Here is a 24,898-nt window from a genome sequence, read left to right on the forward strand (position 1 = left end):
ATCCTGCTCCCAATTTCTTTGCTCCCACGCGAATCTGCGCTAAGCGCGCGGGCCATGACCGACAGCACCTCCGCGCCCGAAGCACGCGACTATCGCGACACCGTATTCCTGCCCAAGACCGACTTTCCGATGAAGGCCGGCCTGCCGCAGAAGGAACCGGCGATTCTGGCCAAATGGGTCGAGGGCAATCTGGAAGGGCAGATTCGCGAAGCGCGCCGCGGCCGCGACCAGTTCATCCTCCACGACGGCCCGCCCTATGCCAATGGCGACATGCACATCGGCCATGCGCTCAACCACATATTGAAGGACATGGTCGTCCGCACCCAGACGCTGAAGGGCAAGGACGCGCCCTATGTTCCCGGCTGGGACTGCCACGGCCTCCCCATCGAGTGGAAGGTCGAGGAGCAGTACCGCAAGAAAAAGCGCAACAAGGACGAGGTTCCGGTCGAGGAATTCCGCGCCGAATGCCGCGCCTATGCGCAGCATTGGGTCGACACCCAGCGCGAGCAGTTGAAGCGCCTCGGCATCGGCGGCGACTGGGACCATCCGTACCTGACGATGGATTATGAGGCCGAGGCCACCATCGTGCGCGAACTCCTGAAATTCGCCGCGAACGACATGCTCTATCGCGGCGCCAAGCCGGTGATGTGGTCGCCGGTCGAAAAGACCGCGCTCGCCGAGGCCGAGGTCGAATATGAGGATATCGTCTCGACCCAGATCGACGTGGCGTTCGAGATCACGGAGAGCCCGATCGCGGAACTGGTCGGCGCTTATGCGGTGATCTGGACCACGACGCCGTGGACGATCCCGGTCAACCAGGCTTTGGCCTATGGGCCGGAGGTTGAATACGACCTCTTCAAGCTGAACCTCGCCGAGGGCGAGAATGTTCGAGAGATGCGTGTACTCGTTGCCCGACCGCTTGTCGGTGCCTTCATGAGCCGCCTCACGGCCGATCTTAAGGCGAAGTTTGGCGACAAAGGCTATCCCGCTGGCTTCGACTTCAAGACCATCAAAGGCTCCGACCTCGCCGGCACAATCGCGCGTCACCCGATGCACGCGCTCGGCGGCTTCTTCGCGCGTCCGCGCCCCTTCCTCGCGGGCGAGTTCGTCACCACCGACAGCGGTACGGGCCTTGTCCATATGTCGCCCGACCATGGCGAGGATGATTTCGACCTGTGCAAGGCGAACGGGCTCGACCCCGTCTTCGCGGTCGAGGGCGACGGCAAATATCGCGCCGACTGGGGCTGGCTCGGCGGCCAGGGCAGCGTGATCAACCCCAAGTTCAACGCCCCCGACGGCCCGATCTGCACCGACCTGCGCGAAGCCGGCGGCCTGCTCGCCGCCAGCGCCGACTACAAGCACAGCTATCCGCACAGCTGGCGCTCGAAGGCGAAGGTCATCTATCGCTGCACCCCGCAATGGTTCGTGCCGATGGACAAGGTGATGACCCATATCGAGCCCAAGGCACCGCGCGAGCAGCGCTGGGAATCCGAAGGCGGCGCGATCAACCCGGCCGAAGAGGGCCTGTGCGACGCCCCGACCTTGCGGCAGGCGGCGATGCAGGCGATCGACGACACCCGCTTCGTCCCCGCGAAGGGCCGCAACCGCATCGGATCGATGGTCGAGGGGCGCCCCGACTGGGTGCTCAGCCGCCAGCGCGCGTGGGGCGTGCCGATCACGCTCTTCGTCGACCGCAAGAGCGGGCAATATCTCAACGACCCGCTGGTCAACGATCGCATCGTCGCGGCGGTGAAGGAAGGCGGCGTCGACGCATGGAGCGACGCGCGCGCGCAGGAATATCTGGGCGACGCCTATGACGCGGCGAACTACGAGCGCATCACCGACATTCTCGACGTCTGGTTCGATTCGGGCTGCACCCACGCCTTCGTGCTCGAAAGCGGCAAATGGCCGCACCTCGTCCGCCACGACGGTTCGACGCACAGCGCCGACCTGTACCTCGAAGGGTCAGACCAGCATCGCGGCTGGTTCCAGTCGTCGCTGCTCGAAAGCTGCGGCACCCGCGGACAGGCGCCGTACAAGGCGGTGCTGACCCACGGCTTCACCATGGACGCCAAGGGCTTCAAAATGTCGAAGTCGCTCGGCAACACGATCAGCCCGATCAAGGTCATGGAAACCAACGGCGCCGATATCATCCGCCTGTGGGCGCTGTCGGTCGATTTCACCGAAGACCACCGCATCGGCGACGAAATCCTGAAAGGGGTCGCCGACCAGTATCGCAAGCTGCGCAACACCTTCCGCTACCTGCTCGGCGCACTCGACGGGTTCAGCGAGGAGGAGCGCATCACCGACGTCGCGGCGATGCCCGAACTTGAACGCTATATGCTCGGCCTGCTCGCCGATCTCGACGCCCGGCTCGCCCGCGCGGTCGATGATTTCGACTTCAACGGCTACACCCGCGCCCTCGCCGATTTTGCGGGCGAGGATCTGTCGGCCTTTTACTTCGACATCCGCAAGGACCGGCTCTATTGCGACGTCAATCCGGCGACCGGCTATCAGACCGCCGAGCGCGCCGCCTATCGCACCGTCCTCGACACGCTGTTCCACGCCCTCGTCCGCTACGCCGCGCCGGTGCTGGTGTTCACGAGCGAGGAAGTGTGGGGCACCCGCTATCCCGACGCCGGCAGCGTCCATCTGCTCGAATGGCCCGAACTCGGCGCGCACACCGCGTCCGACGCGGCCCTTGCCGCGCGGTGGGACAAGGTTCGCGTCCAGCGCGAGACCGTGACCGAAGCGATCGAACCCTATCGCCGCGAAAAGACGATCCGCTCCAGCCTTGAGGCAGAGATCGCGATCGCCGATCCCGCGCTCGACCTCGCCGCGCTCGAGGAGGTGTTCATCGTGTCGGCCGTCCGCACCGGCGAAGCGCTCACCGTCACCCGGACCGAAAACCACAAATGCGGCCGCTGCTGGCGCCACTTGCCCGACGTGTCCGAAGACGGCGCTTTGTGCAATCGCTGCACCACTGTATTGGATGCGGCATGACCCAGTCCCGTTCCCCGCATCTGCGCCTTGGCCTGTTCATTGCCGCGATCGCCTTTCTCCTCGACCAGATCACCAAATGGATCGTGGTCGTGCCGCTGTCGCTCGAAACCAAGCCCTATGGCACCATCGAACTCATGTCGGTATTCAACCTGACCTGGGCCGAAAACTGCGGCATTTCGCTGTCGATGTTTGCCAATTGCAACGACACGACGCGCTGGACGCTGGTGGCGGTGACCGCCGTCGTCGCGGGCGCGGTCGCGGTGTGGATGACGCGCGAAAAGGCGCGCGGCGACGTGATCGCGCTGGCGCTGATTCTGGGCGGTGCGCTCGGCAATATCGTCGATCGCGTCCGTCACGGCTATGTCGTCGACTTTGCCGATCTGCACTTCGGGGATTTCCGCCCCTTCATGATCTTCAACGTCGCCGATGCATGCATCACGATCGGCGTGCTTTTGCTGGTTGCGCGCGCGCTGCTCTTGGGCGAAAAGGCGCCAGCGGCGGCCGACAAGCCTGCCAAAGAGTAACGGGGCGCATAGGAGAGTTTTTCAAGTGAAGTCGACCAAGATCATTCTCGCTGCCTCGATTGCCGTCACGACCCTGTCGGCCTGCGGCTCGAACAATTTGTTCAGCCGGGACCGTCCCGACGAATTCGCCGTGTCGCGCCAGGCACCGCTCGTCGTTCCGCCCGATTATTCGCTGACCCCGCCGGCGCCCGGATCGGCGCGCCCCGGCGGCGAATCGACCGCTGAACAGACGCTCCGCGCGCTCTTCGGCGGCCCGGCACCGCGCAGCGCGACCGAAAGCGCGGTCATCGGCAGCGCCGACGGCCAGCGCGCCGACCCTGGCATCCGCAGCAATGTCGGCAGCCCCGACACGCAGGTCGTCGACAAGGGCCTTGTCGTGCGCGACATCCTTGCCGCCCCCGAAGGCGACGGCCGCGACGCCAGCTCGGCGATTCCGGGCGCCTGAGCGCCGCTCGCAACCCAAGGCAAAAGGGCGGCCCGGCCGCCCTTTTTCTTGCGCGACCTTCGCTCAAGCGGGATCGTTCGCGACCGATCGGTCGAGGGCTTCCTGGATTCGCCTGCGCAGTTCCCGCGATTCAAGGTCGGCCTCTTTCAGCATCGCCTCGATCGCATCTCGCTTGCGCCAATAGCTTTCCCAGATATCGGCCGGCGCCAGCGCCTCGATATCAAGCGCCCGCAATCGCCCCAGCCCCTCGAACGCCTCCAGCTTGGCGATCCGCTCCTCCATGTCGACGCATCCCCGGCCGCGCGGGGATTTCTTGCTGCCCGAACGCAGAAAGTCCCGCCAATGCTTCGACCCCTTGGCGGAATTGCAATCGCTGCACGCCGGAACCCTGTTCCATGCGCTGTTGATATATCCCGATGGGCGCTTGTCCTTCACATAGGCGTAAAGATGGTCCCATGTGCCGCCGGGCGCGCCGCAATAGACGCACAAGCGCTGTTCGGTTCGCTGCCCGAAAAATGCGAGGACCGCGCGCTCTTCTTCGGGGTCCGGTCTGGAATCGGGCAGGATGCTCTGGACGAACGCGTTGGTTACCGAAGTTTCGCGGCTGCGAATCGTTCGTGTGCCGCCCCTGCCGCTCAAGCCCGCGCCCCGGCCTCCTCGACCCCGGCGCTGTTGTGGCGCAGCGCCTTCAGCACGCAATCGACGATCTGCGGCGCGTTGAGCCCCGCCGCATCATATTGCAGTTCGGGCTTGTCCTGATCCTGAAACACATCGGGCAGCCGCATCGTGCGCAGCTTCAACCCCGCGTCGATCAACCCCTCGTCGCTCGCCAGCGTCAGCACATGCGCGCCAAGGCCGCCGATCGCGCCCTCCTCGATCGTCACGCACACCTCGTGGCTGGCCAGGGTCTTGCGGATCAGCTCCTCGTCGAGCGGCTTGGCAAAGCGCAGGTCGATGACACTGGTGGACAGCCCGCGCGCCTCCAGCGTGTCGGCCGCCTTTTGCGCCTCGGCCAGCCGCGTGCCGAGCGAAAAGATCGCGACCGTCTTGCCCTGGCGCACGACTCGGCCCTTGCCGATCTCCAGCTTTTCGGGAACCGCGGGCAGCGGCACCCCGGTGCCATTGCCGCGCGGATAGCGAAAGGCGATCGGGCCGGCGTCATATTCGGCCGCCGTATAGGTCATATGGACCAGCTCGGCCTCGTCGGCGGCGGCCATCACCACCATATTGGGCAGGGTGGCAAGATAGGCGATGTCGAACGACCCGGCATGGGTCGATCCATCGGCGCCGACCAGCCCGGCGCGGTCGATCGCAAAGCGCACCGGCAGATTCTGGATCGCCACATCATGGACCACCTGGTCATAGGCGCGTTGCAGGAAGGTCGAATAAATCGCCGCAAAGGGCCGCATCCCCTGCGCCGCGAGCCCCGCTGCGAACGTCACTGCATGTTGTTCGGCGATGCCGACGTCGAACGTCCGCTGGGGATGCGCCTTGGCGAATTTGTCGACCCCGGTGCCCGACGGCATCGCGGCGGTGATCGCAACGATGCGCTTGTCGCTGTCGGCGAGCTTCGCGAGCGTTTCGCCGAACACATTCTGATACGCGGGCGGCCCCGGCGGGGCCTTGGCCTGTTCGCCGGTGATGACGTCGAATTTCTGGACGCCATGATATTTGTCGGCGGCCGCCTCGGCGGGGCCATAGCCCTTGCCCTTCTGCGTCACCGCATGGATCAGCACCGGGCCATGGTCGCTGTCGCGGACATTTTCGAGCACCGGGATCAGATGCTCCATATTGTGCCCGTCGATCGGCCCGACATAGTAAAAGCCAAGTTCCTCGAACAGGGTGCCGCCCATCGCCATGCCGCGCGCGAATTCGTCGGTCTTCTTCGCCGCCTTGTGCAGCGGCTGCGGCAGGCGGCGCGCGAAACGCCGCGCCACTTCGCGCAGTTCGAGGAAGGGGCGCGACGACACCAGCCGCGCCAGATAGGCGCTGAGGCCCCCGACCGGCGGCGCGATCGACATGTCATTGTCGTTCAATATGACGATCAGCCGGTTGCCCGCCTGCTTGGCGTTGTTCATCGCCTCATAGGCCATGCCCGCCGACATCGACCCGTCGCCGATCACCGCGATCGCGCGGCCGGGTTCGTCCTTCAGCTGGTTGGCGATGGCAAAGCCCAGCGCGGCGCTGATCGAGGTCGACGAATGGGCGGCGCCGAACGGATCATATTCGCTCTCGCTGCGCTTGGTGAAGCCCGACAGGCCGCCGCCGGTGCGCAGGGTGCGGATGCGGTCGCGGCGGCCGGTGATGATCTTGTGCGGATAGCATTGGTGGCCGACGTCCCACACCAGCTTGTCGCGCGGGGTGTCGAACACATAATGGATCGCGACGGTCAGCTCGACGACGCCCAGCCCGCTGCCCAGATGCCCGCCCGTGGTGCCGACCGCCGAAATCATCTCGGCACGCAGTTCGTCGGCGAACTGGCGGAGGTCTTCGGGCTTCAGCTTGCGGAGGTCGGCGGGGACATCCACCGTGTCGAGCAGCGGCGTATGCGGAACGTCGGTCATCGCGTCGTCATACTGGCTGGTGGGGGGCCTGTCGAACGAAAAGCAAAGCCGCGCGCCGCCTTACCCCGGGTTGCGGATATCCTCCACCAGCTCCCAACAATCGCGGGTGGGACGGAAAAGCAGATAGCCGCCCGGCCCGGTCGCGGCGATCAGCGTACCGGGGCCGTCGCCCTCGCCGGGCTCGAACCGACCGGGCAGCCAGTCGACGCGATAGCGGTTGTCGGAGGATCCGTTGAATTCGATCTGAACCGGAACCAGCTGGTCGGGGTCGCCGTCGGCGGCTTCGAAGCGGCGCATCGAATCGCGGGTGACATAGCTGAAATCGATCATCACGATCGGAAAGGCGTCGCGCTTTGCATAGGCGGCGGCCGATTCCACCTGCGACGATCCCGCCACGCCATGGCGTACCGAGGCAGCGCTATAGCGGGCGCGCACCGCGGCGCTGTTGGCGAAGGGCCACAGCAGCGACGGAAAATCGGCCGCCTGACAGGCCTGCTGCGCCATGTCGAGGAACATCTTGTCGCCCTCGTCCGTCGCCGCCCCGGCTCCCGCGTCCGCCGCGGCGACCGGCGCCACCGCGACCAGCAAAAGCGCCGCGGCCGTCCCGCACCATCCGTTCCGGCTGCCCGTCATTCGTCGCCTTCCTTTCCGTCGTCCCGCGTCGCGGCCGGCGCGTCCTTTGCCGCCGCCACCTGCGCATAGAGGCCGCGCACCATGATATCTGTGAGCACCAGCATAACGCCGATCATGCCGACCAGCAGCGCGACCGCCGCGACCGGAAACGGCCCCAGGCTATCGATCATCCCGCGCCGCATCGCCACCGCCAGCAGGGCCGCGGCGGCCATCAACGCATAGCCGGTCAGGCGTCCGGCACGGCTCATCGGGCGGAACGCGAACGGGCGAAAGCTTGGCGGCGACGGTGCATCGCCGACCGATGGACGCAAATGCCCCGCACCGCAAGCCGCCGCCATGAACCAGTACGCCGCAAAACGGGCTCAGCCAAAACCCGCGCCCCGCGCCTGCGCCTTCATCGCATCGATGAAGGCGCGCACGGCGGGCAGCGCGGCGCGCGACGCATCAAAGAGCAGGTGGACGGGAAGCGCGGGTGGCTGCTCATCGGGCAGCAAGGCGACCAGCCGCCCGGCATCGAGCGCGCCGGCCACCTGATAACTCAACATGTTGGCGATCCCCAGCCCCGCCTCCGCCGCCGCCAGCACGCCGTCGACGGTGTTGACGGTCAGCCGCGGCCGCCCCTCGATCCGCACGCGCGCCGACGCCAGCGCCCATTCGCGCGTCACGCGCGGCCCCATCGATCCGATCAGCTCGTGCCGGTCGAGGTCGGCGAAACCTTCGGGGGCGCCATGCCGCGCCAGATAGGCGGGGCTGGCGACCAGCATCTGGCGCACCGCGCCGATGCGGGCCGCCTTCAGGCTCGAATCGGACAGCGCGCCGATCCGCACCGCCACATCGATCCCCTCCTCGACGATGCGGACATTGCGGTCGACCAGCATCATCCGCACCGTCAGCGCCGCGTGCCGCGCCATCAGGTCGCGCACCACCGGCAGGACGTGCAACCGTCCGAACATCACCGGCGCGGTCAGGTACAGCTGGCCGCGCGGATCGGCCTCCACCCCGCGCGCCGCGCGCTCGGCCCCCGCCAGCTCGGCCAGGATGCGCCGCGCCTCGACCAGAAAGGCGGCGCCCGCGTCGGTCAGCGCGACCGCGCGCGTCGAACGGTGAAACAACCGCGTGCCCAGCCGCGCCTCCAGCGCCGCGATCCCGCGCGTGACCGCGGGCGGCGAACTGCCCAGCTTGCGCGCGGCGGCGGCGAACCCTCCTTCGCCCGCGACCGCGACGAACATCTCCAGCGTCAGCAACCGGTCCATAATTATTCCATATACTGGAATAGAAAATGACAAAAGCCGGTCATTATCTCCAATCGAGCAACAGCCTATCTCGGCCGGGCGAACGAAGGGCTTCCCTCTACCCGATCCGCCTTTCGTTCGCGCCCATCGAAAGGCCGCTCTCCATGGCTCGCAACTATTATCGCATCCTGTTCGGCGACACCGCACGCGCGATGCAGGCGCGCTTCGGATCGCGCGATCATTATGCGCGCGCCGAAGAGGCGGAGGGCGTCGATCCGCTGACCGAAAAGGAACTGGGATTCATCGCGGCGCGCGACAGTTTCTATATGGCCAGCGTCACCGCCGATGGCTGGCCCTATGTCCAGCATCGCGGCGGCCCGCCCGGCTTCCTGCGTCCGCTCGGCGGCAATCGCCTCGGCTTCGCCGACTATCGCGGCAACAAGCAATATGTCAGCGCGGGCAATCTTGCGGACAATGCCCGCGTCGCGCTGTTCCTGATGGACTATCCCGCGCGGCGGCGGCTGAAACTGATCGGCACCGCGACGTCAATCGAATGCGACGACGACCCCGCGCTGGTCACCGCGCTGATGCCCGATGGCTATAAGGCCGCGCCCGAGCGCGCCTTCGTCATCGACGTCGCCGGGCTCGACTGGAATTGTTCGCAGCACATCACCCCGCGCTTTACCGAAGTCGACATGATGGCGGCGATCCGGCCGATGGCGGCCGAACTCAACCAGCTTCGCGCCCGGCTGGGGGTTGAACCGCCACGCGCCCCCGATCCCGCCTCCACCCCCCGTTCAGGAGAATGACGATGATCCGCCTTCACGGCACCGCCCTGTCGGGCAATACGCACAAGGTCCGCCTGGCGCTGTCCTTCCTTGGCAAAAGCTGGGAAGAGATGCCGACCGACGCCGCGATGCGCGCCTCCGACGACTATCGCGCGCTGACCCCGATGGCGCAGATTCCGCTCTATATCGACGGCGATTTCATATTGCGCGACAGCCAGGCGATCCTTGCCCATCTCGCCGCGCGGCATCGCCCCGGCGACTGGGATGGCCGCGATGCGCGCGAACGCGGACAGATTGGCGTGTGGCTGTCGCACGCCGCGAATGAAATCCAGAACGGCCCTGCCTTCCTGCGCCTCGCGCGCAGGTTCGACGCGCCGGTCGACGAGGCGCACGCCCTTGCGATCACCACGCGGTTCATGCCGGTGATCGATGCGCATCTCGCCGACCGGCGCTGGCTTGTCGGCGACCGGCTGACCATCGCCGACCTGGCCGCCAGTCCCTATCTCGCGCTGCTCGGCGATGCGGGGCTCGACCCCGCCGACTGGCCGAACGTCGCCGCCTGGACGCGCCGTATCGCCGCGCTGCCCGGTTTTCCCGCAATGCCGGGGTGGGGCGCGGTGGCCTGACCGCGACCCATCGGGCACCGGACGGCAGGGTCAAAAGCGCCCGACGAGCTGCACGCCGTAAAGCCGCGGTTCGGCGGGGATGAAGGTCGGGATGCCGAACGCCCCGCCGGTGTTGCCCGCGTCGAGCAGATAATCCTCGTCGGTCGCGTTGCGGACAAAGCCCGCAATCTCGAAGCGCCCGTCGGCAAAGCTCACCCCGGCGCGCGCATGGACGAGCGTCACCGCAGCCTGGCTGATCAGCGGCCGGTTCGGCACTTCAAAGAAGATCTTGCTGCGATGGGTGATCGTCGGCGTCGCGAACAGGCGCATCCCGCCCCCCAGCGGCGCGTCGATCGTAAAGCCGCCTGCCGCCTGCCATTCGGGCTGAAGGCGGAAACGATCGCCGGCAAAGACGCCGTTCGCGGCCTTGTCGTCGATGCCCCCATCGATATAGCCGACATTGCCGAACAGCTTCAGCCACGGCGTTACCGCGACGCTCGCCTCGGCCTCGACGCCCAGATTGCTCGCGGTGCCCGCGCTCTGGGTGATCGTCGTGCCGTCGGACTGCGTCACCGACACCTGGAAATTGTCATATTTCTGGTAATAGACGCCCAGCGACCCGGCAAAACTGCCGCGCGCGACCTTCATTCCGACCTCATAGTTCCAGACATTTTCGGCGGCGATCCGCCCGACATTGGGGATCGGCCCGGTCGCGGTGCGGCGCGCGTTCAGATTGACGGTCGGCGACCGGCGCCCCTTCGACACGGTCGCAAAGGCGTTGATGCCGCCGCCCAGGCGGTACAGGATGTTGAAACGCGGCAGAAAGGCCTGAAAACTGTCCTCCGACCAGAATGTCTGGCCGCCGGTATCGACCTGGCCGGGGATCAGCGACGGACCGCCGGTCAGCACCGATCCCGGAACTTGGGCATAATAGCCCGACCGGCGCTTTTCGATCAGCGCGCGGACGCCCGCCGTCACCTCCAGCGCCGCGTTCGGCATCCACGTCCCGTCGGCGAACACCGAATAGCTCTGGTTCTTGCCGATGTTGCCGAAGGTGGAGGCATAGGGGATTGCCGTCGCCAGCCCGCCGGTCAACAGGCCCGTCGCCGCGGCTGCCGCGACGCTGCCGTCGGCGGCGATACAGGGCAGACCGGGGATCACCCCCGCGGCGCATTGCAGGAATATGCCTTCCTCGCTCGAAAAGGGCACCGCCTGCGACCCGTCCTCGATGAAGGCGTTCCACCCGAACGCCCCGCGAAACCGATCGCTCGCATAGGAAAAGCGCGTTTCGTGGTTATATTGCCACCCCTTGGCGTCCTCGGCGAATTCCAGATACCAGGCGGCACTGCCGTCGGCGTCGAAAACCTCCAGCGAATCGAAATCGCGATAGGCGTTGACCATCGTGATCGTCCAATCGTCGGCGACCTGCCAGTCGAGCGTCAGATTGGCGTCGTAAACGTCGCGGGTCAGCCCCAGCTTCGCCTTGCCCAGCACCGCTTCCGACAATGGCGATCCGCCCAGCGCGGCGTCGCCGAACGGGTTCGCGGGGCCCGATGCGGTCGGATGGGTGCCCGATATGAAGGGCGTGCCGCTGTTGCGCTGGCGGTCATAGGTCAGGATCAGGTCGGCGGTGAAGCGATCGGTCGGCGTCAGCCGCAGCGACCCGCGCACCCCAAGCTGGTCCTGATCGTACAGATCATCCTGCCCGGGGGCGAGGTTGCGGACATAACCGTCGCGCTTTTTCCATTCAAAGGCGACGCGCCCCGCCACCTTGTCCGACCCCAGGTTCAGGAAACCGCCCAGCACCGTCGCATCATAATTGCCATAGCTGGCGTTCACCTCGGCCGAAAAGCCGGGCCTGGGCCGCGCCGACACGATGCTGATCGCGCCGACCGCCGACGCGGTGCCGAACAGCGTCGCCTGCGGCCCCTTGATCACCTCGATCCGGTCGACATCATAGATCGCCTGATACGACCCGCGCGAACGCGAAATGTCGGCGCCATTGTAATAAAGCGTCACGCGCGGCGCCTGCTGCGCCGATCCGCTGTCAGAGGTAATGCCGCGAATCACGATGCCGGGGTTGTTCGCGCTCTGCTCCTGGATGTTGAGGCCGGGGACATAGTTCGACAGTTCGTCGAGGTCGTTCACCCCCAGCGCGCGCGTCGCCTCGCCACTGTTCGCCGAAATGGTGATCGGCACGTCGATCGCGCGCTGTTCGATCTTTTGCGCGGTGACGACGATGACGTCGCCCAGCGCGTCGTCGGCGACCGGCGCCGTATCGGCTTGTGCCAGGGCGGGGGTCGAGGTGGCGGCAAGCAACAGGACGGCAAGGGGACGCGAGGCAGGAAGCATGGACAAGGCCTTCATTCGATGGTCGAAGGCCGCCCTTTGACGCCGCCACAGGTCAACGCCATGACCGCGTCGCTGCAAAATGATGACATATATGCGGTTTTTATGTTGCAGCGGCGATGGCGACCACCGCGCCTTGCCCGCCCCGCGTGCCTCGGCCTATGGCCTCGGCGCCGCGAAATCATGCACGAACAGCCCCGGCGTCCGCGCATCGAACTGCCGCTGCATCACGCAGCTTTCGGCCTTTTTCTGCTTGCAATAAAGCTCCGCCGCGGCGCGGGCGCGCTTCGCGCTCGTCTCGACCGTCGCGGTGTCGTCGCCGCCGTTCATGCGATAGGTCTGGATAATGCCATTGCCGCTCAGCGCGGTGACATTGCATTCCTGCCGCGTCGCGTCGGCGCATGCCTTCAGCGCCGCGGCGGTGGCCGCATCGGCGGTCGCCGCGCCGCCCGCGACATACAGCTTGCCGTCATAGGCGTCGCTCGCCGTCACCCACGCCCCGGCGGCAAAGGCCTTGCGCACGCCCGCGCCGGGCCAGCGCCGGCGGGTGCCCGCGCCATATTTTCCGAATTGTTCGCAAGGCAGCAATTGCTTGGCCGAACAATCGGCCATCACCTTCTTGCGCGTCGCGCCGCCGTCGCCCAGCCATGCGCTATAGAAATAGCCCTGCCGGTCGCGCAGGATCGCCATCGACGAATTTTTCCATTCGCCGATCGAGGAACAGCCGCCGCCCATCGCCTCGTTGCACGCCTGCAACGCGACGCGCTCGGCGGTGTTGGGGCCGTCGTAACTGCCCTCGACCCAGACATCGGCGGCCTCGGCGTGCCAGGCGATCGAGGCGACCGTGTCGACATAGGTGACGGGCGCCCCCGCGCCGCCACCGTCGCGCACGCACAGCGGCACCGGCGCGATACCGTTGCCGCCCGGCGTCATGCCGATCATGCGTTCGCCGGGGCCCGGCCCCGAACAGGGATAGGCCTGCGCGGCGGCGGGCGAGGCACCCCACAGGCACCACGCCGCGGCGATCAACAGCATATATCCCATCCGGCCGATCGGCATTCCCAAAACCCCATGTTCGTTGAACCTCGATCGCCCATAGCCGATTATGCCGCGCCTGGCTGTGACCGTGATGACACCGCTACATCGCGGCGCCCGCGCGATACGTCGCACGCAGCGCGACCGGCCATCGGCGCCGATGGACAGCGCGGGCGCGACGCGCTACATCGGTCGCCATCCCCGGGGAGCCTGGCGCGCAATCGCAGGTTGAGAGCGGAATAGACCGCGACCCGTTGAACCTGATCCCGGTAATACGGGCGGAGGGAGGGTTGGCGTTCCGCGGCAAACGGGCTCCCATTCTCGCTTCGAAGCATTGGAGCGACTGCACATGGCCGACATCGATTCCCGCCTCGACAAAAATGCCGCCTCGCCGATCGGCGTCACCACCGGGCCGATCCGCGGCAGCCGCAAGATCCATGTCGCCTCGCCCACCGGCAGCGGCATCCGCGTCGCGATGCGCGAAATCATGCTCGAACCCTCGTCGGGCGAACCGCCGGTGCGCGTCTATGACACCTCGGGCCCCTACACCGACCCCAATGCGACGATCGACATTGCAAAGGGCCTGCCCGAACTGCGCAGCCCCTGGATCCGCGCCCGCGGCGACGTCGAGGAAGTGACGCAGCGCGAGGTTCGGCCCGAAGACAATGGCCAGCTCGGCCCCGACCGTTCGGGCGGCGTCCCTGCCTTCCCGAACGTCAAGAAGCAGGTGCTGCGCGCCAAGCCCGGCGCCAACGTCAGCCAGATGCACTATGCCCGCCGCGGCATCATCACGCCCGAGATGGAATATGTCGCGACCCGCGAAAATCTCGGCCGCGAACGGCTTGCCGAATATATCCGCGACGGACAGGATTGGGGCGCGTCGATCCCCGATTATGTCACCCCCGAATTCGTCCGCGAGGAAATCGCGCGCGGCCGCGCGATCATCCCCAACAACATCAACCACCCCGAATCCGAACCGATGGCGATCGGCCGCAACTTCCTCGTCAAGATCAACGCCAATATCGGCAACAGCGCGGTCGCATCCGACGTCGCGTCCGAAGTCGACAAGATGGTCTGGTCGATCCGCTGGGGCGCCGACACCGTCATGGACCTGTCGACCGGGCGCAACATCCACGACACCCGCGAATGGATCCTGCGCAACTCGCCCGTCCCGATCGGCACTGTCCCCATCTATCAGGCGCTCGAAAAGGTCGGCGGCATCGCCGAGGAACTGAGCTGGGAAATCTTCCGCGACACGCTGATCGAACAGGCCGAACAGGGCGTCGATTATTTCACCATCCATGCGGGCGTCCGCCTGCCCTACGTCCCCCTCGCCGCCAAGCGCGTCACCGGCATCGTGTCGCGCGGCGGCTCGATCATGGCGAAATGGTGCCTCGCGCATCACAAGGAAAGCTTCCTTTACGACCATTTCGACGAGATTACCGAGATTATGAAGGCCTATGACATCGCCTACAGCCTCGGCGACGGCCTACGCCCCGGCAGCATCGCCGACGCCAATGACGAGGCGCAGTTCGCCGAACTCTACACGCTGGGCGAACTCACCAAGCGCGCCTGGGAACAGGATGTCCAGGTGATGATCGAGGGGCCGGGCCACGTGCCCATGCACAAGATCAAGGAGAATATGGACAAGCAATTGGAAGCGTGCGGAGAGGCGCCCTTCTACACGCTCGGGCCGCTCACCACCGACATCGCGCCGGGCTATGACCATATCACCAGCGGCATCGGCGCCGCGATGATCGGCTGGTACGGCACCGCGATGCTTTGCTACGTCACGCCCAAGGAGCATCTTGGCCTGCCCGACCGCGACGATGTGAAGGTCGGCGTCGTCACCTACAAGCTCGCCGCCCACGCCGCCGACCTCGCCAAGGGCCACCCCGCCGCCAAGGTCCGCGACGATGCGCTGTCGAAAGCGCGCTTCGAATTCCGCTGGCGCGACCAGTTCAACCTCAGCCTCGACCCCGACACCGCCGAGCAGTACCACGACCAGACGCTCCCGGCGGAAGGCGCGAAATCGGCGCATTTCTGCAGCATGTGCGGCCCCAAATTCTGCTCGATGAAGATCAGCCAGGAAGTGCGCGAGTTCGCGAAGCTGCAAAATCAGGACAGCGCCGGCTTCATCGCCGCCGAAGAGGCCGAAAAGGGCATGGCGAAAATGAGCGAGGTTTATGAGGAAACCGGGCGCGAGCTGTATATGGGCGCGGGTGGCCGGGAGCATGATTGAGGGTTAGCCTAAAGCCACGGCAGCTTCATCCCACGAGCATTTTTACTTCGAAGTGGACCAAATTTGGGCTTGGCTCCTTGAAAGCCCGCCTCCTCGTTGGTAGGAACAAGGAGAGAACGGCCTAAACATTGGCAAGCTTCGGAGCGCCGGAACCATGAAATCAGTAGAACTCTTTGCAGGCGCCGGCGGCTTAGGAATTGGAGTGAGCGAGGCGGGCTTTAAGCCCGTCCAGATCGTCGAATGGGACAAGTGGTGTTGCGACACGATCGAAGAAAATCGCAATAAAAAGGTCCATGTCGTACGAGATTGGCCGAAGCCGACTCTGGGAGACATTCGCCCGATAGATTTCCGACATCTGGAAGGTTCCGTAGACTTAGTAACAGGGGGGCCTCCCTGCCAGCCCTTTTCTATGGGTGGAAAGCATCGCGCATTTGACGACAAAAGAGATATGTGGCCGCAGGCAGTACGCGTAGTGAGGGAGGTTCGACCGAAGGCGTTTATCTTCGAAAACGTTAAAGGTATGACCCGCGCGGCTTTCGCCACATACTTTTCCTATATTGAGCTACAACTCCATCATCCGGCAATCTTGCGGCTGGATGGAGAAGACTGGCGAGATCACTTTGGCCGGCTCCAACAGCATCATACTTCTGACAGCAAAGTTCCGCCAGAATACAAGGTGGTTGCTCAAGTCTTGAACTCTGCTGACTACGGAGTCCCTCAAAAGCGTGAGAGGGTATTTTTTGTCGGATTTCGGAGCGATCTGAAAATTGCTTGGAAGTTTCCTCGGCCTACCCACTCCGCTGACCGTCTACTTTGGGATAAGTATCGGACTGGGGAGTATTGGGACCGGCATCAGGTTTCATCGGCCAATCGACACCCGTCAGAAACTGAGCGCGCGCGCGCTGAACGTTTGCGTGAGCGGCCACTAGAAGAAGCTTGGCAGACTGTTCGCGACGCGTTGTCGAAATATGGCGAACCCACGGAAACGGGATCAGGTCAATTCTGCAATCATAAGCTCCAGCTTGGCGCTCGCGCCTACCCCGGCCATACCGGTAGTCCCTTGGATCAACCGGCCAAGACGTTAAAAGCCGGCGTGCATGGCGTTCCGGGAGGCGAAAATATGCTTGTTCGCCCCGATGGATCGGTGCGCTACTTTAGCGTCCGAGAAAGCGCTGCATTGCAGACGTTCCCTGACCAATACGAGTTGCGAGGCTCGTGGACAGAAGCGATGCGGCAACTCGGCAATGCCGTTCCAGTTAAGCTGGCGAAATCGATTGCTTCTGACGTTCGTCGGAATCTAGAAGGCGTGAATGGATGACAGTGACCCTCATCATTTCACGTTCGATCTCGATGCGGGCATTCGCGCGCAGCTGGTCGAACATTTAGAAACGACGCCGAAACTTGCTCTTGAGAAAGGCGTCGGGCCACTTGAAAGCGGCCTGTACGCCATATTTTTAGACGGCGATCTCGTTTACATCGGCAAAGCAACAAAGACCTTCACCAAGAGCGGTCGAACGCTGCGTGCAAGGCTGGGAGAACACGTCGGCAAACTTTCAGCCCGTACTGGGGGCGATCTTAGTCGCTTTCAGGTGACGTATGCCACATTCGATAGTGACTGGTGGGTCGTCGCTGGCGAAGTCGCACTAATTCGGCACCTTTCTCCACCATGGAACGACAGTGGATTTGGCAGCAAAACCCCGGGTGTCGGCAGACCCGGGACAAACAGAGTCAGCGATTTCGACAGGCTATTTCCTCCTCCGTCCGACGATGATTGAGCATCCGGGTTAGTCCGGTTCGACGGTTGGCACCCCCACCCATGCGCGCCCGGAACCCCCTCTACGTCATGGCCAAGCCGCCGCCGGAGGTGCAGGCGGCGACCGTCGCGCTGCCGCTTGGGCGATCCCGGGCGCGGCCCCGACCTCCTCCATGTCACGCTCATCTCGCTCTACGACCTGCATTATGCCCCGCCCGCGTGGCTGCCCGCGCCCCCCAATGTTTCTTGACGGCTTCGCCGCGGCGCCCTTCCCGCTCCGCTTGTTGCCGGTAGAGAACCGCAAGGCGGTGACCTTGCGTACGCGCGATCCGCTGGCCGAGGCGCGGGCGTTCCAGAAGGCGCTGGTAAACCATCTGCTCGCCGCAAAGGCGCCGATCATGGACGGCAGAGTCTGACGTTTCAGAGGCCCCGAACCGCACATCCCAAAAAACGTCAGGCGCCAACTATCGCGGCGACCGGCTGAATGCCCAAAAGATGCCGCCGATCGGCTGGACGGTGGACGAGATCATCCTGACCGCAAGCATCGTCGGCAAGACCACCCATGTCGAACATGGCCGCTGGCGGCTGTGCGGCGGGGGTGGGGGTTGAGCGATAGCGGACGTGGAAGGGCTCTTCCTTCTTTCGTCGCCCCGGACTTGATCCGGGGTCCCGCTTAGCGACGGTGGAAAGCTGGACCCCGGATCAAGTCCGGGGTGACGATGAGGAGTGGGGTCGCCCCACCAATTTCCGCACCATCGCGCGCACCTCGGCGGGCGTGTCGCCGCTGACCACCTCGACATAGCCGATCCCCGCACGACGCAGCGCCTCGCGTTTCACCGCGTCGCGCGCGGCGGTGTTGTCGCTTTTGTGATGCCCCTTGCCCTGCATCTCGACCGCATGGAGCGGGCGGCAGTCGGCATCGATGATCAGCAAATCGACGCGCTTCGAATTGACCGCCAGGAACGCCGCCTCGTCGGGGCTCGCCAATATCTCGCCCAGCGACACCTGCCCCATCGCGCGCCAGCCGGGGCTTTCCTCGGCCAGCGCCTTGTCGAGCACCGACAACAGCCGCCGTTCGCCCGCGTTGAGCAGCGGGCGCGCCTGAAACTCCGCCTCCATCACCGCGCGCAATTGTTCGGCGGCGGTCGCCACCGGGCTCGGCGATCTCGCCGCCGCCGGGTCCGCGCGGAACCGGGGGTCGGGGCGAACGCTGGCGCCCCACTTCCCGCCCCCGCTCTTGCGCCGCTGCCAACGGCGGCGACGCTCGGCCTTGTTCAGATTCTCTCCGACCCGCTCGGCGGCCACCCCGCAAACCGCGCCGATGGCGAGGACCAGGGCGAGCAGCAACGGCTTGTCGATCAGGGCCTGAATTTCGGGCGGCATGGTGGCATCATAGAACAGGCAAGGCGGCAAAATTGCAAGAAGACTGGCGCCGCCCGATCCTATTTCGCACCGCACCCCACCAAAACCCCTTTCCTACATTGCCCGGCCCTGCTTCATCCTGTTGGATGACCCAGCCCAAAGCCGATGCCCGCCCCGCGCCGCCCAGCCTGACCGCCGCGCTGTCCTCCTTCACCCCCGCGCAGCTTCAGCGACAGCGCAGCAGCGGCTGGACGCCCGATCGCCAGCGCAAGTTCATCGAGGCGCTCGCGTCTTGCGCCTGCGTGACCGAGGCGGCGGCGAGCGTCGGGCTGTCGGCGACCGCCGCCTATAATCTGCGCCGCCGTCCCGATGCCGCGGCGTTTCGCCACGCCTGGGATGCGGCGATCGATTTCGGGATGCGGCGGCTCGTCGATGCGGCGCTGGCGCGCGCGGTCCACGGCGTCGCGGTGCCGATCTTTTACAAGGGCGAACAGGTCGGCGAGCGGCGCGAATATCCCGAACATCTCGCCATGTTCCTGATGCGCGCGCATGACCCCGATCGTTTCGGGGCGCAGCCCGCCGCCACGCCGCGGCCTTTCGACGCCGCCGGCCAGCATCTGGCGCAGGCGATCGACCATATGGACGCGCAGGCAAAACCCGCGCGGTGCGCGCCGCCGCCGCGCCTGACCGCCCCCGGGGGCGAAAGCGCAAACGCAAGCGAAGGCGAAAAAGAGGATGAGAACGAGAGCGGCGACACCGCGCCAAAGCCTTGATCCGACAAGCGGAGCGGTGACAAGTTTGACAAGTTAGGCCCCGCCGCCCGCCACGCCACGCCGCCCCGCCGCCGGGGATTCAGCCCGCGCCGGCCGCCGGGGGGCACAGCGCGACCGTCCGCGACCGCTGGTCGATCAACAGCGCGAAATGCTGCAGCGCGTGGGCACCGACCAGCAGTTCGGGAAAGCGGTCCGACACCCGCACCTCGACATCGGACAGGCTGGCGGCGCCGATGCGGAACGGGCCCGCCATCGTCGTGCGGGTGGTCGTGACCACCGTGTTGGTCAGCCCGCCCTCGCTCGTCTCGCCCGCCGGGCCGCCGCCCGCGCGTTCGAACAGCGTCTGCGGCACGACGAAGGCGACATTGGCGCCGGTGTCCAGATTGCCCTCGGTGGCCAGCGCGCCGATGCGCACCGGCACGCGAAAGGCGCGGTCATAGGACAGGACGCCGTCGGCGCCCGCCGTCAGCCCGGCGGCGCGGGTAAAGCTGATCCGCTTCGCCGGATAATCGATGACCAACAGGCCGTCGGCGAAAAATTCGCGGCCGATGATGCCCGCGAATTTCGCTTCGTCGCGCATCCGGCTGCCGTAATCGCGGGTGATCACCTCCAGGTCGCGGCGCTCGAACCCACCGAGCGCGAGCGCGGCCAGGCGGGTCGTGTCGACCTTTGCGGTCGCCACCCCGTCCGATGTGTGCGCCGTCCCCGTCACCGGCAACGACAGCGCCGCGACCAGGCTGGCGTCGGCGCGGCCCATGCCGCTGGCCCCCGTGTCGACCGCAAAGGTGAAGGGCCCCTCGCCGTTGACCCGCGCCTCGACATAGATGCGCCCGTCGACGGTGCGGAAAGGCACGCTCAACAGCGCATCGGCGGGCGCGCTCGCGGTCAGCGCACAGACGCCGGGCACCGCCCGATCGCCGGCCCTGGCCTCGGTTTCGGCGGCGGCCGCATGCGCGGGCGCCCCGGCCAGCAATGCCCCAGCCGCCAACATCGCCCCCGCCGCCAGCATCGACTTCGCCGTCACCATCGCCTGCCCGCCCCTGTATCCGCCCATCCCGGCCTCCCGTTTGCCGAACTGAGTTATTGCATTAATACACCATGCCACCCTGGGTCAATCGGAACGCGCGGCCTCGCGCTTGCACCAGTCGCGGCGTCGGCGGCCGCCTCCTCCGATCGGCCCGCAAAGCTCCGACAACTGCGCATCGGCGAAGTCCCGCACGCCGACGAGGGGGAGGCCATCCACGACGCCTTCCGCGACCATGCACGCCGCATGGACGTCGTTCATGGCCGACGAGGAATGGGCGGCGATCAAGCCCGAAACCGGCGCACGCCTTCGCCGTTCCGCTTATGCGCTAGGCCGCAACCTCGGCCGTCGCGGCCCTTTCGATCGCCGGCCGCCAGCGCGGATCGACCGGCAGCAGGAACAGGTCCCGCAGCGCATCCTCGATGGCGTCGGCGCCCAGGTGCCGCTGCTCGCTCGTTCCGTCGGCATGGCGAACCGTCAGCCGGTTGCCGCGCAGCGCATAGCGCCGCTGCGGCGTGGTCCGCGCGGCCACCAACAGGTGACGAAAATGCGAGGCCGGATGGGTCGCGGTGTACCAGTTGCCGACGTCATAATCGATCGCGGGGGGAACGATATCGTCAAGGACGTACAGCGGCATCCATTCGCCCGCAATATCGGCACGCACCGACCATTGGGCGCCGCGCCGCGCGACGCGATAGCGCTCATGGGCGGTCGCCTGCGGGGCTTCGCTGTCCATGGCCAGCGGCGCAGGGGGCACCGCCGAGCCGAAACCGACGTCGACCAGCCACGGCCGCCCGTCGATCCGGACACGCAGCGCCATATGGGTCCGTGGTGACGGCGGTGCGCTTTCCGGCAGCATCCAGCGCACCCGGCCCAGCAGCCCCTCGGCATCGAAACCAATCGCCCGCAACACGCGCAGGAACAACCCATTTTGTTCGAAACAATAGCCACCGCGCCCGCGCGCGATCAGCTTGTCCTCGATCGCCTCCGCGCCGATGTCGACATGGCTGTCGACCAGCACATCGATCGCCTCAAACGGGATGGCCGCCAGATGCGCGGCATGAACGGCCCGCAGCACCGCCATGGTCGGGGCAACCGGCCCCGCATAGCCGGTCCTCGCGAAATAGCGTCCCAGAAACAGCGTTTCGGCGTCCGCGCCGTCGGTCGAAATAGGGGACAGGGGGCGATGCAACATGCACGAATACTCCAGCGCTGCGAATCAGGCGCCGCCCTTGTGCAACCTCAACCAGAGTTGAGATCAACCCCTCGGCGCGGGCGCCGTCACGCGATATGCAGCCGCTGCCGGATCCCGGCGCGTTGCCATGCCTTTTCATGAAGGAAAAAGGCGACCGCGTTGATACAGGGTTCGATGATCGCGATACCGCCGGCCAGGGCAAGCGATCCGGTCAGCGCGTAAGCAACGCTGAAACCGATCGTCAGATGCAGGATCAGATAGGTCAGGGTCTTGGCGATATCGGTCGGCATAAGGCATCTTTCGGGTTGGTCAGATGCACAAATTAAGAATCATTCGCAAACTCCGCCAACGCAGTTCTTCCATCGCTCTGATCGACGCAAGCGCAAAAGGGCGCGGCTTTTGCCCCGTTGCTGAAAAACCGACGGTGATTCGCGTCACTCGCCCGAACAATTTTCATAAAGCACTGAAAAAGGGCCGAAGAAATTACGAAAGGCGCTTCATTCGTACCAGCGCCGTGTCCAACGCCTGCAAAAATTGCGACCGGTCGGCTTTGGAAAAAGGCGGCGGGCCGCCGATCTGGTCGCCGCCCGCGCGCAGATCGGCCATGATCGCGCGGGTCGCGATCGCGGGGCCGATCGACGCGGCGGTAAAGGGTTTGCCATTGGGCGCGAGCACCACCGCCCCCGCCTTCAGCGCCCGGTCGGCCAGCAATATATCGGCGGTGATGACGATGCTCCGCGCATCGGCGGCTGCCGCGATCCAGTCGTCGGCGGCATCAAAGCCGTCCGACACCAATATCCGTTCGATCAGCGGATGATCGGGTATGCGCAACCGGCTGTTGCTGACAACCTTGACCGCAACCTCGAGCCGCCATGCGACGCGATAGATTTCGTCCTTCACCGGGCAGGCGTCGGCATCGACCAGAATGACGGGCAAGGCGCTCATCCAGCGAGCCCGTCCCACATCAGCTTCGCGCCGAGCAGCACCATCAGCAGATAGATGAGGATATAGAATCGCGCCCCGTCGATTCGTTTCAGCCACCGCACGGTCAGCAGCGTCGAACCGATCGCCAGCGGCATCAGCAACGCCGCGGCCACGACGACGTCATGGGGAAAGGCGCCCAGCGCGACATAGGCGGGCACTTTCATCCAGTTGACCGCCGCGAACAGCACCGAACTGGTGCCCACAAAAGTCAGATGCGGCAGCTTGCGGGGCGCCACCCACATCTGGAACGGCGGACCGCCGGCATGGGCGATCTGGCTGGTGAAGCCGGTGAGCGCGCCAAAGATGCTGCCGACCCACCCCGGCGACTGCGAGGCCGCGGGGATCCGGCCGCCGCGTTCGATCCACAAACGATACAGGCCAAAGGCCAGCGTGATCGCGCCCAGCGCGGCCATCAACCGCGCCTCGTCGACCCCGTCGGCATAGAAATATCCCGCCAGAATGCCGAGCGCCGCGCCGGGCAACATCCAGGCAATGATCCAGCGGTCCCATGTCGCGCGAAACGACCAGACGCTGATCACGTCCTGGACGATCAGGACCGGCAGCAACAGCGCGGCTGCGGTCGCGGGCGGCAGCACGAGCGCGGCGAGCGGTGTCGCAAGCGACCCTACCCCCGCAAGGCCGCCCTTGGCCATGCCGAGCAGGATGACCGCGACGATCAGGATCGCCAGCGTCGCCGGATCGGATAACAGGGTCATGCGTCCGATGGGCCGTCCGTCACCGGGATCGCGTCGGGCAACCGCCAGTCGATTGCACCGCGCCCCTGCGCGGCCAGGAAATCATTCGCCTGGCTGAACGGCCGCGATCCGAAAAAGCCGTTGTGCGCCGACAGCGGCGACGGGTGCGGCGCGCGCAGGATCAGGTGTGGACTTCCCGCGCCAAGGCCCGGGACATCGGCGGCCTTGCGCTGGGCGTGACTGCCCCACAGGATGAAAACCTTGGGCGCCGGGTCGGCGGCAACCGCGGCGACGGCGGCGTCGGTAAAGCGTTCCCAGCCGCGCCCCTTGTGCGATGCCGCTTGCCCCGCCTCGACGGTCAGCACATTGTTGAGCAGCAGAACCCCCTGTTCCGCCCAATGCCCGAGATAGCCGTGGCGTGCCGGAGGAATGCCAAGGTCAGCCAGCATTTCCTTATAGATATTGACCAGGCTGGGCGGCGTGCGCACCCCCGGCTGCACCGAAAAGCACAGCCCGTGCGCCTGCCCCGGTCCATGATAGGGATCCTGACCCAGAATGACGACACGCACCTCTTGCGGCGGCGTCGCGTCGAGCGCCGCGAACCAGTCGCGCGGGCGCGGATAGATCGCCTTGCCCTTCGCCCGCTCGTCGGCAAGAAACGCCTTCAGCGTGGCCATATAGGGCTGCTCGAACTCGCCGCCGATCGCCGCGAGCCAGTCGGGATGAAGCTTGACCTCGGTCATGGCGGCCCTTCGACCAGAGCCGGGGCGCCTTGTCCAGTCGCTATCGGGCGGCTAGGGCAATCGGCCGAAAGGATTGCGGATGACACAGGATATTGGCGGCGCGCTGGCACGGCTCGAGGCGGTGGTCCGCGACAGGCTGGCTGCCGGCGATGCCGGGGCTTCCTATGTCGCCAGCCTGGCCGCCCGGGGACGCGGCAAGATCGCGCAAAAGCTTGGCGAGGAAGCCGTCGAAACCGTCATCGCCGCGCTCAGCGAAGACGATGCGGCACTGACCGGCGAGGCCGCCGACCTGATCTTTCATCTGACCGTTCTGCTTGCCGACCGCGGCATCGCCTGGAACCAGGTCGGCGCCGAAATCGACCGTCGTCACGGCACCTCGGGCCACGCCGAAAAAGCCGCCCGGACCCAATAGGCCCAAGAGGAGAGTTCCCCCCATGCCGATCGACGCGACCCAACCCTATGACGACAGCAATATCTTCGCCCGGATCCTGCGCGGCGAATTGCCGTCGACCACGGTTTACGAGGACGACCACGCCCTCGCGTTCCACGACATCAATCCGCAGGCCCCCCTTCACATCCTGGTGATTCCCAAGGGCCCCTATGTCAGCTGGGACGATTTTTCCGAACGCGGAAGCGACATCGAAATCGCGGGCTTTGTCCGCGCGGTGGGCAAGGTCGCGCGCGACCATGGCCTTGTCGCCCCGGGCTATCGCCTGCTCGCCAATGTCGGCATCGACAGCCATCAGGAAGTCCCCCACCTGCACGTCCATATCTTCGCCGGAAAGCAGCTGGGGCCGATGCTCGCCCGCTAGGACCAGACGGCCTGTCAGTGATCGCCGTCACAGCCGTTTCGCATGACGGGTTTAAGCGTGCGCCATGTGCGCCGGTGGGTGGACACACGCCCCTGTTTCCAGCAGGATATTAAGGGGTCGAAGCGGGGAGATGACGC

26 protein-coding genes and 1 riboswitch are annotated in these 24,898 nt (G+C 65.8%); of the genes, 11 read left to right on the top strand and 15 right to left on the bottom strand.

Annotated elements, in window-relative coordinates; translation table 11 throughout:
• Positions 1-54 precede the first annotated feature (54 nt).
• Genes ileS through U0S50_RS02880 form a run of 3 tightly spaced genes read left to right on the top strand, consistent with a single transcriptional unit; the run spans position 55 to position 3,972 of the window.
• On the top strand, positions 55-3,003 hold the full coding sequence (gene ileS, locus U0S50_RS02870; RefSeq protein WP_322307225.1) for an isoleucine--tRNA ligase: 2,949 nt from the start codon (positions 55-57) through the stop codon (positions 3,001-3,003).
• Complete coding sequence (gene lspA, locus U0S50_RS02875; RefSeq protein WP_322307226.1) at positions 3,000-3,527, top strand: signal peptidase II; 528 nt, start codon at positions 3,000-3,002, stop codon at positions 3,525-3,527. Before ileS ends, lspA begins: the two co-directional genes overlap by 4 nt.
• A gap of 25 nt (positions 3,528-3,552) precedes the next feature.
• Positions 3,553-3,972, top strand: a complete 420-nt coding sequence (locus tag U0S50_RS02880; protein WP_322307227.1) for a DUF3035 domain-containing protein — start codon at positions 3,553-3,555, stop codon at positions 3,970-3,972.
• Between the two features lie 63 nt (positions 3,973-4,035).
• Here U0S50_RS02880 and U0S50_RS02885 read toward each other — a convergent pair whose 3' ends face one another.
• The 5 genes from U0S50_RS02885 to U0S50_RS02905 are packed head-to-tail and all read right to left on the bottom strand — an operon-like array spanning position 4,036 to position 8,422.
• Positions 4,036-4,611: an HNH endonuclease signature motif containing protein gene (locus U0S50_RS02885; RefSeq protein WP_322307228.1), complete on the bottom strand. Its 576-nt coding sequence runs from the start codon at positions 4,609-4,611 to the stop codon at positions 4,036-4,038.
• Positions 4,608-6,536, bottom strand: coding sequence for a 1-deoxy-D-xylulose-5-phosphate synthase (dxs, locus tag U0S50_RS02890; protein ID WP_322307229.1), 1,929 nt, complete (start codon positions 6,534-6,536; stop codon positions 4,608-4,610). The genes U0S50_RS02885 and dxs overlap by 4 nt, the downstream gene beginning before the upstream one ends.
• 60 nt (positions 6,537-6,596) lie before the next feature.
• The gene (locus tag U0S50_RS02895) at positions 6,597-7,169 is read right to left on the bottom strand and encodes a hypothetical protein (protein WP_322307230.1); all 573 of its coding nucleotides are present in this window, start codon (positions 7,167-7,169) and stop codon (positions 6,597-6,599) included.
• Positions 7,166-7,507: a hypothetical protein gene (locus tag U0S50_RS02900; protein WP_322307231.1), complete on the bottom strand. Its 342-nt coding sequence runs from the start codon at positions 7,505-7,507 to the stop codon at positions 7,166-7,168. The genes U0S50_RS02895 and U0S50_RS02900 overlap by 4 nt, the downstream gene beginning before the upstream one ends.
• A gap of 24 nt (positions 7,508-7,531) precedes the next feature.
• The gene (locus U0S50_RS02905; RefSeq protein ID WP_322307232.1) at positions 7,532-8,422 is read right to left on the bottom strand and encodes a LysR substrate-binding domain-containing protein; all 891 of its coding nucleotides are present in this window, start codon (positions 8,420-8,422) and stop codon (positions 7,532-7,534) included.
• Positions 8,423-8,565: 143 nt separating this feature from the next.
• On the opposite strand from U0S50_RS02905, the gene U0S50_RS02910 reads away from it, so the two are divergent.
• The gene (locus U0S50_RS02910; protein WP_322307233.1) at positions 8,566-9,210 is read left to right on the top strand and encodes a pyridoxamine 5'-phosphate oxidase family protein; all 645 of its coding nucleotides are present in this window, start codon (positions 8,566-8,568) and stop codon (positions 9,208-9,210) included.
• A gap of 2 nt (positions 9,211-9,212) precedes the next feature.
• Entirely contained in the window at positions 9,213-9,815 is a 603-nt protein-coding gene (locus tag U0S50_RS02915) for a glutathione S-transferase family protein (RefSeq protein ID WP_322307234.1), read from the top strand.
• A gap of 30 nt (positions 9,816-9,845) precedes the next feature.
• Here the strand turns inward: U0S50_RS02915 and U0S50_RS02920 are convergent, their stop codons facing one another.
• On the bottom strand, positions 9,846-12,146 hold the full coding sequence (locus U0S50_RS02920; protein WP_322307235.1) for a TonB-dependent receptor: 2,301 nt from the start codon (positions 12,144-12,146) through the stop codon (positions 9,846-9,848).
• Positions 12,147-12,302: 156 nt separating this feature from the next.
• Entirely contained in the window at positions 12,303-13,202 is a 900-nt protein-coding gene (locus tag U0S50_RS02925; protein WP_322307236.1) for a DUF4189 domain-containing protein, read from the bottom strand.
• 168 nt (positions 13,203-13,370) lie between these two features.
• A riboswitch (TPP riboswitch) is annotated at positions 13,371-13,482 on the top strand.
• 45 nt (positions 13,483-13,527) lie between these two features.
• Here U0S50_RS02925 and thiC point away from each other — a divergent pair.
• The 3 genes from thiC to U0S50_RS02940 all read left to right on the top strand — a co-directional run bounded on the left by thiC (position 13,528) and on the right by U0S50_RS02940 (position 17,195).
• Positions 13,528-15,420, top strand: a complete 1,893-nt coding sequence (thiC, locus tag U0S50_RS02930; RefSeq protein WP_322307237.1) for a phosphomethylpyrimidine synthase ThiC — start codon at positions 13,528-13,530, stop codon at positions 15,418-15,420.
• A gap of 154 nt (positions 15,421-15,574) precedes the next feature.
• Positions 15,575-16,738, top strand: a complete 1,164-nt coding sequence (locus U0S50_RS02935; RefSeq protein WP_322307238.1) for a DNA cytosine methyltransferase — start codon at positions 15,575-15,577, stop codon at positions 16,736-16,738.
• A complete protein-coding gene (locus U0S50_RS02940) occupies positions 16,731-17,195 on the top strand; it encodes an Eco29kI family restriction endonuclease (protein ID WP_322307239.1) in 465 nt (154 codons plus the stop codon). The genes U0S50_RS02935 and U0S50_RS02940 overlap by 8 nt, the downstream gene beginning before the upstream one ends.
• Positions 17,196-17,875: 680 nt before the next feature.
• Here the strand turns inward: U0S50_RS02940 and U0S50_RS02945 are convergent.
• A complete protein-coding gene (locus tag U0S50_RS02945) occupies positions 17,876-18,556 on the bottom strand; it encodes a DUF2726 domain-containing protein (RefSeq protein ID WP_322307240.1) in 681 nt (226 codons plus the stop codon).
• 125 nt (positions 18,557-18,681) lie between these two features.
• On the opposite strand from U0S50_RS02945, the gene U0S50_RS02950 reads away from it, so the two are divergent.
• On the top strand, positions 18,682-19,308 hold the full coding sequence (locus tag U0S50_RS02950) for a hypothetical protein (RefSeq protein WP_322307241.1): 627 nt from the start codon (positions 18,682-18,684) through the stop codon (positions 19,306-19,308).
• A gap of 79 nt (positions 19,309-19,387) precedes the next feature.
• Here U0S50_RS02950 and U0S50_RS02955 read toward each other — a convergent pair whose 3' ends face one another.
• The 7 genes from U0S50_RS02955 to ung form a co-directional block, all read right to left on the bottom strand.
• Positions 19,388-20,362: an aspartyl protease family protein gene (locus tag U0S50_RS02955; RefSeq protein ID WP_322307242.1), complete on the bottom strand. Its 975-nt coding sequence runs from the start codon at positions 20,360-20,362 to the stop codon at positions 19,388-19,390.
• Positions 20,363-20,419: 57 nt separating this feature from the next.
• Positions 20,420-20,620: a hypothetical protein gene (locus U0S50_RS02960; protein WP_322307243.1), complete on the bottom strand. Its 201-nt coding sequence runs from the start codon at positions 20,618-20,620 to the stop codon at positions 20,420-20,422.
• Between the two features lie 40 nt (positions 20,621-20,660).
• Complete coding sequence (locus U0S50_RS02965; protein WP_322307244.1) at positions 20,661-21,527, bottom strand: arylamine N-acetyltransferase; 867 nt, start codon at positions 21,525-21,527, stop codon at positions 20,661-20,663.
• Between the two features lie 86 nt (positions 21,528-21,613).
• Positions 21,614-21,817: a DUF2061 domain-containing protein gene (locus U0S50_RS02970; RefSeq protein ID WP_322307245.1), complete on the bottom strand. Its 204-nt coding sequence runs from the start codon at positions 21,815-21,817 to the stop codon at positions 21,614-21,616.
• A 193-nt stretch (positions 21,818-22,010) separates the two neighbouring features.
• Positions 22,011-22,472 (bottom strand): YaiI/YqxD family protein, encoded by a 462-nt coding sequence (locus tag U0S50_RS02975; protein ID WP_322307246.1) that lies wholly within the window; start codon positions 22,470-22,472, stop codon positions 22,011-22,013.
• Positions 22,469-23,227: a sulfite exporter TauE/SafE family protein gene (locus U0S50_RS02980; protein ID WP_322307247.1), complete on the bottom strand. Its 759-nt coding sequence runs from the start codon at positions 23,225-23,227 to the stop codon at positions 22,469-22,471. Before U0S50_RS02980 ends, U0S50_RS02975 begins: the two co-directional genes overlap by 4 nt.
• Positions 23,224-23,949, bottom strand: a complete 726-nt coding sequence (gene ung, locus U0S50_RS02985; protein WP_322307248.1) for a uracil-DNA glycosylase — start codon at positions 23,947-23,949, stop codon at positions 23,224-23,226. Before ung ends, U0S50_RS02980 begins: the two co-directional genes overlap by 4 nt.
• Positions 23,950-24,040: 91 nt before the next feature.
• On the opposite strand from ung, the gene U0S50_RS02990 reads away from it, so the two are divergent.
• Positions 24,041-24,361, top strand: a complete 321-nt coding sequence (locus U0S50_RS02990; protein ID WP_322307297.1) for a phosphoribosyl-ATP diphosphatase — start codon at positions 24,041-24,043, stop codon at positions 24,359-24,361.
• A gap of 22 nt (positions 24,362-24,383) precedes the next feature.
• On the top strand, positions 24,384-24,761 hold the full coding sequence (locus tag U0S50_RS02995) for a histidine triad nucleotide-binding protein (protein ID WP_322307249.1): 378 nt from the start codon (positions 24,384-24,386) through the stop codon (positions 24,759-24,761).
• Positions 24,762-24,898: the final 137 nt, after the last annotated feature.

The organism is Sphingopyxis sp., from assembly GCF_034380315.1.
In the GTDB taxonomy this organism is placed as follows: Bacteria; Pseudomonadota; Alphaproteobacteria; order Sphingomonadales; family Sphingomonadaceae; genus Sphingopyxis.

Bases quoted from the DNA above. Each gene is read 5' to 3' on its own strand.
- U0S50_RS02975 (WP_322307246.1), bottom strand. From the start codon at position 22,472: ATGAGCGCCTTGCCCGTCATTCTGGTCGATGCCGACGCCTGCCCGGTG.
- U0S50_RS02895 (WP_322307230.1), bottom strand. From the start codon at position 7,169: ATGACGGGCAGCCGGAACGGATGGTGCGGGACGGCCGCGGCGCTTTTG.
- U0S50_RS02955 (WP_322307242.1), bottom strand. From the start codon at position 20,362: ATGGGCGGATACAGGGGCGGGCAGGCGATGGTGACGGCGAAGTCGATG.
- U0S50_RS02935 (WP_322307238.1), top strand. From the start codon at position 15,575: ATGAAATCAGTAGAACTCTTTGCAGGCGCCGGCGGCTTAGGAATTGGA.
- U0S50_RS02910 (WP_322307233.1), top strand. From the start codon at position 8,566: ATGGCTCGCAACTATTATCGCATCCTGTTCGGCGACACCGCACGCGCG.
- U0S50_RS02995 (WP_322307249.1), top strand. From the start codon at position 24,384: ATGCCGATCGACGCGACCCAACCCTATGACGACAGCAATATCTTCGCC.
- ileS (WP_322307225.1), top strand. From the start codon at position 55: ATGACCGACAGCACCTCCGCGCCCGAAGCACGCGACTATCGCGACACC.
- U0S50_RS02900 (WP_322307231.1), bottom strand. From the start codon at position 7,507: ATGGCGGCGGCTTGCGGTGCGGGGCATTTGCGTCCATCGGTCGGCGAT.
- U0S50_RS02970 (WP_322307245.1), bottom strand. From the start codon at position 21,817: ATGCCGACCGATATCGCCAAGACCCTGACCTATCTGATCCTGCATCTG.
- U0S50_RS02940 (WP_322307239.1), top strand. From the start codon at position 16,731: ATGGATGACAGTGACCCTCATCATTTCACGTTCGATCTCGATGCGGGC.
- thiC (WP_322307237.1), top strand. From the start codon at position 13,528: ATGGCCGACATCGATTCCCGCCTCGACAAAAATGCCGCCTCGCCGATC.
- U0S50_RS02915 (WP_322307234.1), top strand. From the start codon at position 9,213: ATGATCCGCCTTCACGGCACCGCCCTGTCGGGCAATACGCACAAGGTC.
- U0S50_RS02980 (WP_322307247.1), bottom strand. From the start codon at position 23,227: ATGACCCTGTTATCCGATCCGGCGACGCTGGCGATCCTGATCGTCGCG.
- ung (WP_322307248.1), bottom strand. From the start codon at position 23,949: ATGACCGAGGTCAAGCTTCATCCCGACTGGCTCGCGGCGATCGGCGGC.
- U0S50_RS02950 (WP_322307241.1), top strand. From the start codon at position 18,682: ATGACCCAGCCCAAAGCCGATGCCCGCCCCGCGCCGCCCAGCCTGACC.
- U0S50_RS02925 (WP_322307236.1), bottom strand. From the start codon at position 13,202: ATGCCGATCGGCCGGATGGGATATATGCTGTTGATCGCCGCGGCGTGG.
- dxs (WP_322307229.1), bottom strand. From the start codon at position 6,536: ATGACCGACGTTCCGCATACGCCGCTGCTCGACACGGTGGATGTCCCC.
- U0S50_RS02965 (WP_322307244.1), bottom strand. From the start codon at position 21,527: ATGTTGCATCGCCCCCTGTCCCCTATTTCGACCGACGGCGCGGACGCC.
- U0S50_RS02905 (WP_322307232.1), bottom strand. From the start codon at position 8,422: ATGGACCGGTTGCTGACGCTGGAGATGTTCGTCGCGGTCGCGGGCGAA.
- U0S50_RS02920 (WP_322307235.1), bottom strand. From the start codon at position 12,146: ATGCTTCCTGCCTCGCGTCCCCTTGCCGTCCTGTTGCTTGCCGCCACC.
- U0S50_RS02945 (WP_322307240.1), bottom strand. From the start codon at position 18,556: ATGCCGCCCGAAATTCAGGCCCTGATCGACAAGCCGTTGCTGCTCGCC.
- lspA (WP_322307226.1), top strand. From the start codon at position 3,000: ATGACCCAGTCCCGTTCCCCGCATCTGCGCCTTGGCCTGTTCATTGCC.